The 6,264-nt window shown below is 69.3% G+C and carries 6 protein-coding genes and 1 tRNA gene; 2 read left to right on the top strand and 5 right to left on the bottom strand.

Translation table 11 applies throughout. The annotated features are described in order from the left end of the window. The first annotated feature begins 319 nt into the window (after positions 1-319). Positions 320-793 carry a hypothetical protein gene (locus QMC84_RS21825; protein WP_300378667.1) on the top strand — a complete coding sequence of 158 codons (474 nt, stop codon included), beginning with the start codon at positions 320-322 and terminating at the stop codon, positions 791-793. Between the two features lie 111 nt (positions 794-904). On the opposite strand, the gene QMC84_RS21820 is transcribed toward QMC84_RS21825, so the two are convergent. The 4 genes from QMC84_RS21820 to QMC84_RS21805 form a co-directional block, all read right to left on the bottom strand. Beyond that, positions 905-1,564: an HIRAN domain-containing protein gene (locus tag QMC84_RS21820; protein ID WP_300378665.1), complete on the bottom strand. Its 660-nt coding sequence runs from the start codon at positions 1,562-1,564 to the stop codon at positions 905-907. Continuing rightward, entirely contained in the window at positions 1,542-2,444 is a 903-nt protein-coding gene (locus QMC84_RS21815) for a HipA domain-containing protein (RefSeq protein WP_300378673.1), read from the bottom strand. Before QMC84_RS21815 ends, QMC84_RS21820 begins: the two co-directional genes overlap by 23 nt. A gap of 212 nt (positions 2,445-2,656) precedes the next feature. Beyond that, positions 2,657-2,746, bottom strand: a tRNA-Ser gene (locus QMC84_RS21810). 96 nt (positions 2,747-2,842) lie between these two features. Continuing rightward, entirely contained in the window at positions 2,843-4,075 is a 1,233-nt protein-coding gene (locus QMC84_RS21805; protein ID WP_300378663.1) for an alpha-hydroxy acid oxidase, read from the bottom strand. A 9-nt stretch (positions 4,076-4,084) separates the two neighbouring features. Here QMC84_RS21805 and QMC84_RS21800 point away from each other — a divergent pair, with 9 nt between their 5' ends. Further along, positions 4,085-5,782 (top strand): FMN-binding glutamate synthase family protein, encoded by a 1,698-nt coding sequence (locus QMC84_RS21800; protein ID WP_300378661.1) that lies wholly within the window; start codon positions 4,085-4,087, stop codon positions 5,780-5,782. 28 nt (positions 5,783-5,810) lie between these two features. Here the strand turns inward: QMC84_RS21800 and QMC84_RS21795 are convergent, their stop codons facing one another. After that, positions 5,811-6,242: a nucleoside deaminase gene (locus tag QMC84_RS21795; RefSeq protein WP_300378659.1), complete on the bottom strand. Its 432-nt coding sequence runs from the start codon at positions 6,240-6,242 to the stop codon at positions 5,811-5,813. Between the last annotated feature and the right edge of the window lie 22 nt (positions 6,243-6,264).

Here is a 6,264-nt window from a genome sequence, read left to right as displayed (position 1 = left end):
AAGGGTGGGGACTTTCAGTTGGCCACCAGCGGGGACCGCAACTTGGCCATTGACAACCGAGCGTCTCTTCCACGACCTGGAGTCTGACACGCAGGATCACGAGCCGACCCCTGCGGGGACGGCCGGTGGGTGTGGTGCCGACGAAAAGCCTTCCACCACCGACGCAACCGCGGCAGGCTGCTCGCAACCTCATGTGACGGGTGATCAGGTTCGGCGAGGCTGAATCGAGCTGGAGGTGCTGCATGCGGGATCGTCTAACACGCTCGACGGGGTGCGTCGAGGAGCGCCGGCAAGCCAGACGGACACGCGCGGCGCGCCAATGACAACCGCCGACGAGTTCCAAGCCCCTATCTCCGCTGCCGCGACGGTGCGTGGGCATGGTCTGTCTGCCTATTGCCCTTGGCGGCACCTGGGAGAACTAGATGGCATTGAACTGCTGTACCACACCGGCGGTCCGCTCGGTATTACCCGGTTTGCGGACAACGCCATCAGTTTGCGGGTTGGCATGACGACGAACCAGCGGCGCTCAACCTTGGCTCATGAGCTGGTCCACATCGAGCGTGGTCCCGGGCGTGGCCAACGAGACAGTTCCGGTACAGCGCAATCAGTCACGGCTCGAGCAGATGAGCTCATCGTTGAGATGACAGCGGCGATCCGCCTCGTGCCCGCCGCTGTGCTTGAGCACCTACCGACCCTGGTCACCAAGCACGGTCGGCGAGCAGCCATCGACTTTCTTGGGATCGATGGGGCCGCACTCGACGATGCATTGGCGCTGTGCGCTGCATTGGCTTAGTGAACGGATCGTGCCCCCGACGTTCGTTGTTGGATCTATCACCGACATACAAGGGGCTCGACCGCTGAGCTGAGACCTTCGGGCACCTGGAACTGGCGGGGGTCGGAGGTCTCAGCCCTTGTAGGTGCCTCGGAGCAAGACGAGCAAGCGCATGTGAAGCCCCGCTTCAGCCTCGTTCACCCGCACGACAGTCAAGGAGTGGTCCTCCTCGATGATCGGGTGGACATGCTCCAGGAGAGGGTCCGGAACGTATCCGAGGCGGACGCCATCGTCAGTCACTAAGAGCGCGCGGTCGTTGGCCTCGTTCTCGGGTTCGGCGACGAGGACCAGGCGTTGCCCCACCTTGAGCAGGTCGATGCGATCCCGCTCCGCGGGGGTCAAGTGACGGATCCCATGCACCAAGAATGGGAGCGAGACCTCGCCGACCTCCGGAAGTGGCGTGAGCTCGTAGGTGTCCCCTGTGCGGCGTCCGCCGGAGACGGCAAGGACCTCGAAAGGTCCGGCGTCCGGGCCAAGACCGAGTTGTTCCAGCGTTTGGACGCGGTCCGGGCGATGCGGGTGCATAACTCGCTCCGCGAAGATCGGGAACAGGCTCGTACTCCGATGCCGCGAGCCGAGGGGTAGGCCGGGAAGCGGTCGAGCAACGTCAGCGTCGTAGTCGAACACGTACTCATCGCCCTCGATCGTGAGCACTCCGATGCGAACGAAACCACGTGTGTCAGGGTCCTGGCGAGAGACGAGCAACCGCTCAGTCTTGACTGTCGTCAACATCGCACAACCTTTCCCTGTTGATGGTGAGTACCTGTCCAATGAAGGTAGACGCCACCACCGACAGTCTGCCGGAAGGCGCCGTTACGGCCGCGTCGAAGTCATCACTACCGAGATCAGCGACTCGCTCAAACCAGAAGCTCGCCGCGGCGTCGTTCACAGCTCGGCGGGCGAGATCCAGCAACAGCGGCCGCGACGTGAACGGGTTGGCGAACCCGCCGCGACAGAACGCCCTCGGATCTCTCGTGGCGCGCCTCTCGTCCGAGAGACCGGAGCCGAGCGAGCTTCCGTGGTCAAACGTCGGTGCGATTGCGCGACAGCCGTCGCTGCGCCGCTCCAGCACGGCCCAGTTCCGCGGGTGTCGGTCACCGTTCGCGACCAACGCATCTAGCACCAGGAATCCAGCGAACACCTGGTAGGCGGTCATCTCCTCCCACCCAGGCGGACCGGTCAGGCCGTCCAGTACCTCCACAACGGCGTCCAGCGTGTAACCAACGTCGGAGCGGAGCCGTCCACGTTGGTTCCCCACGTCATCGAACTGAGGAGACCGGCGCGAATATCCCTCGACCGCTGAGAGGTACGTCTCAGCATCGTGCAAGTCGTATCCCGACGGGGTGACGTTTCGGGAGACGACCCCTTGCTCCCCCTTCCAGAGCGCGTATTGGCACTCTGCTGATGGCAGGCCAATCCGCATAGCGATGCGGGACGAGACAACCTCGGCGACGTCGTTGAGCGCCGGAACCGTTCCGTTGTCGGTAAGGGTGCGTGGCTTCCATAGCCAGTGGTCCGACCGGGCTGCATCCGACCGTGCCGCCATCCACGCCTTGCGTTGATCGCGCCCGCCTGGCTCGGGACTGATCACGCTCCAGCCGGATAGGTCCATCTCCACGCCTGCACCTCATCACACTGTATCGACGAACGCAGCCCTTGGTCCGTGCCGGTGGGCGCGGCACCGACTTGTTGGTAGTTGTTGGGGGGTCCCTACGCGCGAGCGCGCGCGCCCGCGCGCAAGCCCAAATGGCACGTATCTGGCACGGTCGCGAAACGAATCAGCCTCTGACCCGGAGTTCTTGCAGGTCAGAGGCTGATTCACGCTGGCGGTGGCGGAGGGATTTGAACCCTCGGTGGGCTTGCACCCACAAACGCTTTCGAGGCGTTCTCCTTAGGCCGCTCGGACACGCCACCGCCGCAGAGAGTACCGGAGCGCGTCGGCGGCGACGAAATCCATCGGGCGGCGGCGTACCGGTTCGCACCGGCGCGACGACGATGCGCGACCACGGGTCACCGCCGGCGCGGCTCCAGCCGGACCAGCTGGGTGACGTGACCGGGCTCGAGCTCGTCCAGCGACCGTACGCCGAGCAGCCGCATGGTCCGCTCGACCTGGCCCTGCAGGATCTCGATGGCGCGGTCGACGCCGTCACGTCCGCCGGCCATCAGCCCGTACAGGTAGGCACGTCCGACCAGGGTGAACCGCGCTCCGTGAGCCACCGCCGCCACGACGTCCTGGCCCGACATGATCCCGCTGTCGAGGTGCACCTCGACGTCGGCCCCGACCGCGGCTACGACCTCGGGGAGGAGGTGGAACGGGACCGGCGCTCGGTCGAGCTGCCGGCCGCCATGGTTGGACAGGAGCACCGCGTCGGCACCGAGGTCGGCGACCCGCCTCGCGTCCTCGACCGTCTGGATGCCCTTCACGACGAGCCGCCCCGGCCACTGCTCCTTGATCCAGCCGAGGTCCGCGAAGCTCACGGTCGGGTCGAACATCGTGTCGAGCAGGTCGGCCACCGTGCCCGACCAGGAGTCGAGGGAGGCGAACGCCAGGGGCTCGGTGGTGAGCAGGTCGAACCACCACCGCGGCCTGGGGATCGCGTCCAGCACGGTGCGCGGCGTCAGCGTCGGCGGGATCGTCATCCCGTTGCGGACGTCGCGCAGCCGGGCTCCCGCGACCGGGACGTCGACCGTGACGAGAAGCGTGTCGAACCCCGCCCGTGCCGCCCGTTCCACCAGCGCCATCGAGCGCTCGCGGTCCTTCCACAGGTACAGCTGGAACCAGTGCCGGCCGGTCGGCGCGGCGGCGGCGACGTCCTCGATCGAGGTGGTCCCCATCGTCGAGAGCGCGAACGGGATGCCGGCGGCGGCGGCCGCCGTCGCCCCGGCCACCTCACCCTCGGCATGCATCAGCCGCGTGAAGCCGGTCGGCGCGATCCCGAAGGGGAGAGCCATGCGGCGGCCCAGCACCTCCCGGGACGTGTCCACGGACGAGACGTCCCGGAGCACGCCGGGGTTGAACTGCACGTCCTGGAACGCCTGGCGGGCGCGCGCCAGCGAGACCTCCGCGTCGGCCGCGCCGTCGGTGTAGTCGAAGGCCGCTCGCGGGGTACGCCGCCGCGCCGCCCGTCGCAGGTCCTCGATCGTGAGCGCGTCGCGCAGGCGACGACGTCTGGCCGAGAGGACCGGCGTACGGAACCGGACCAGCGGAGCCAGGTCGCGCCGACGGGGCAGCTGACGTCTCACGGGTCCATCATGACCCGGACCGCCACCGAGGAAGATGTCGTCGGCGGGTTCGCGTCCCCGGCGGCCGGCGTGGGTACCGGCCCCGCCATGAGGAAGACGACGCTCGCCGCGCTCCCTGCCGCCGCCCTCGGGGCGGTCGCCGCCCACGACCTGCTGCAGCGACGCCACGCGATCCTGCGCAACTTCCCGGTAGTCGGGCACGCGCGCTACTGGCTCGAGGCCCTCGGGCCCGAGCTGCGGCAGTACATCGTGGCGGGCAACGACGAGGAGCGTCCGTTCAGCCGGGACCAGCGGCGCTGGGTCTACTCGTCGGCGAAGCTGGAGAACAACTACTTCGGGTTCGGCACCGACAACGACCTCGAGCACAGCTCGGGGAACGTGATCGTCCACCACCGGACGTTCGGCCGCACCTACCCCACCCACGGTGCCGTGGGCCAGGAGGCCCGGCTGCCGTCGGCGAAGGTGCTCGGTGGGCCGCGCGGCCGCCGGCACGCCTTCCGCCCGGAGTCGGTGGTCAACGTGTCCGGGATGAGCTTCGGGTCGCTCTCCGGCAACGCGATCGAGGCGATCGACCGGGGCGCGGCCGAGGCCCGCTGCCTGCACAACACCGGCGAGGGCGCCGTCTCGCGCTACCACCGGCACGGGGCGGACCTGATCTTCCAGATCGGTACGGCGTACTTCGGCTGCCGCGACGAGGACGGCAGGTTCAGCCTGCCACGGCTCCGGGAGCTGGTGGAGTCCGCGCCGATCCGGGCGCTGGAGATCAAGCTGAGCCAGGGCGCCAAGCCCGGCCTCGGCGGCGTGCTGCCGGGTCCCAAGGTGTCCGCGGAGATCGCCGAGACCCGCGGCGTGCCCGCGGGCGTCGACTGCCTCAGCCCGTCCCGGCACGCGGAGTTCGACGACGTCGACTCGCTCCTCGACTTCGTCGAGCTCCTCGCCGCCGAGACCGGGCTGCCGGTGGGGATCAAGTCGGCCGTGGGCGACCTCGGGTTCTGGCAGGACCTCACCGAGGAGATGGCCAAGGGCGTGCGGGGCGTCGACTTCGTCACCATCGACGGCGGCGAGGGCGGGACCGGCGCCTCGCCGCTGATCTTCACCGACGCGGTCTCGCTGCCGTTCCGCCTCGGCTTCGCGCGGGTGTACGCCGAGTTCGCCCGGCGCGGCCTGCACGAGGACGTCACGTTCATCGGCTCCGGCAAGCTCGGGCTGCCCGACAACGCGATCGTCGCCTTCGCCCTCGGGGTCGACCTCGTCAACGTCGCACGCGAGGCGATGCTCGCGGTGGGGTGCGTCCAGGCGCAGAAGTGCCACACCGGCGAGTGCCCGACCGGCGTCGCCACCCAGAACCCGTGGCTGGCCCACGGTCTCGACCCGCTCGAGAAGGCCGCCCGCGTCACCAACTACGTGCGCACCCTGCGCCGCGACCTGCTCAAGGTCTCCGAGACCTGCGGCGTCGAGCACCCGGGGCTGATCGGCCCGCACGACGTCGAGATCCTCGACAACCTCTCCGACGGCCGGCTGCTCGGCGAGGTCTACGGCTACCAGCCCGGGTGGGGGTTCCCGTCGGCGCGGGACCAGCAGGAGATCGCCGCGATCATGACCGCGACCGACGAGCCCGAGACCGGCACCGAAGGTCCCCCCGAGACGGCCGAGGAGGGCGAGCCCGGCACCGAGCACGCCGGGGACGAGGAGCCCAGCGGGGACTGACCCGCCGTCGAGATCGGTTCAATGGACCTCAGCGCTGCGCGGCGAAGAACTCTTCCAGCAGCGCCGCCGACTCCGCCGCCAGGACGCCGCTGACCACCTCCGGGCGGTGGTTGAGCCGGCGGTCGCGGACCACGTCCCAGAGGCTGCCCACGGCGCCGGCCTTGGGGTCCCAGGCTCCGAACACGACGCGCTCGACCCGGCTCAGGACGGCGGCCCCGGCGCACATCGTGCACGGCTCGAGGGTGACGACGAGGGTGTGGCCCTCGAGCCGCCACTCGCCCCGGCCGCGGGCAGCGGCGCGAAGCGCGACGACCTCCGCGTGCCCGGTCGGGTCGTGGTCGGCCTCGCGCACGTTGCGGCCGCGCCCCACCGGCGTACCGTCCGGATCCAGGACGACCGCGCCGATCGGCACGTCACCGGACGCGAGCGCCGCACGGGCCTCGTCGAGGGCGGCCCGCATCGGGCCTTCCCAGCGGCCCGTG

Source organism: Nocardioides sp., from assembly GCF_030019515.1.
GTDB lineage: Bacteria > Actinomycetota > Actinomycetes > Propionibacteriales > Nocardioidaceae > Nocardioides.
The sequence above is the reverse complement of the archived record's forward strand: the minus strand, read 5'-3'. Positions and strand labels throughout refer to the sequence as shown.

Excerpts from the sequence above, each read along its gene's own strand:
- QMC84_RS21825 (WP_300378667.1), top strand. The coding sequence starts at position 320 with ATGACAACCGCCGACGAGTTCCAAGCCCCTATCTCCGCTGCCGCGACG.
- QMC84_RS21820 (WP_300378665.1), bottom strand. The coding sequence starts at position 1,564 with ATGTTGACGACAGTCAAGACTGAGCGGTTGCTCGTCTCTCGCCAGGAC.
- QMC84_RS21815 (WP_300378673.1), bottom strand. The coding sequence starts at position 2,444 with ATGGACCTATCCGGCTGGAGCGTGATCAGTCCCGAGCCAGGCGGGCGC.
- QMC84_RS21800 (WP_300378661.1), top strand. The coding sequence starts at position 4,085 with ATGACCCGGACCGCCACCGAGGAAGATGTCGTCGGCGGGTTCGCGTCC.
- QMC84_RS21795 (WP_300378659.1), bottom strand. The coding sequence starts at position 6,242 with ATGCGGGCCGCCCTCGACGAGGCCCGTGCGGCGCTCGCGTCCGGTGAC.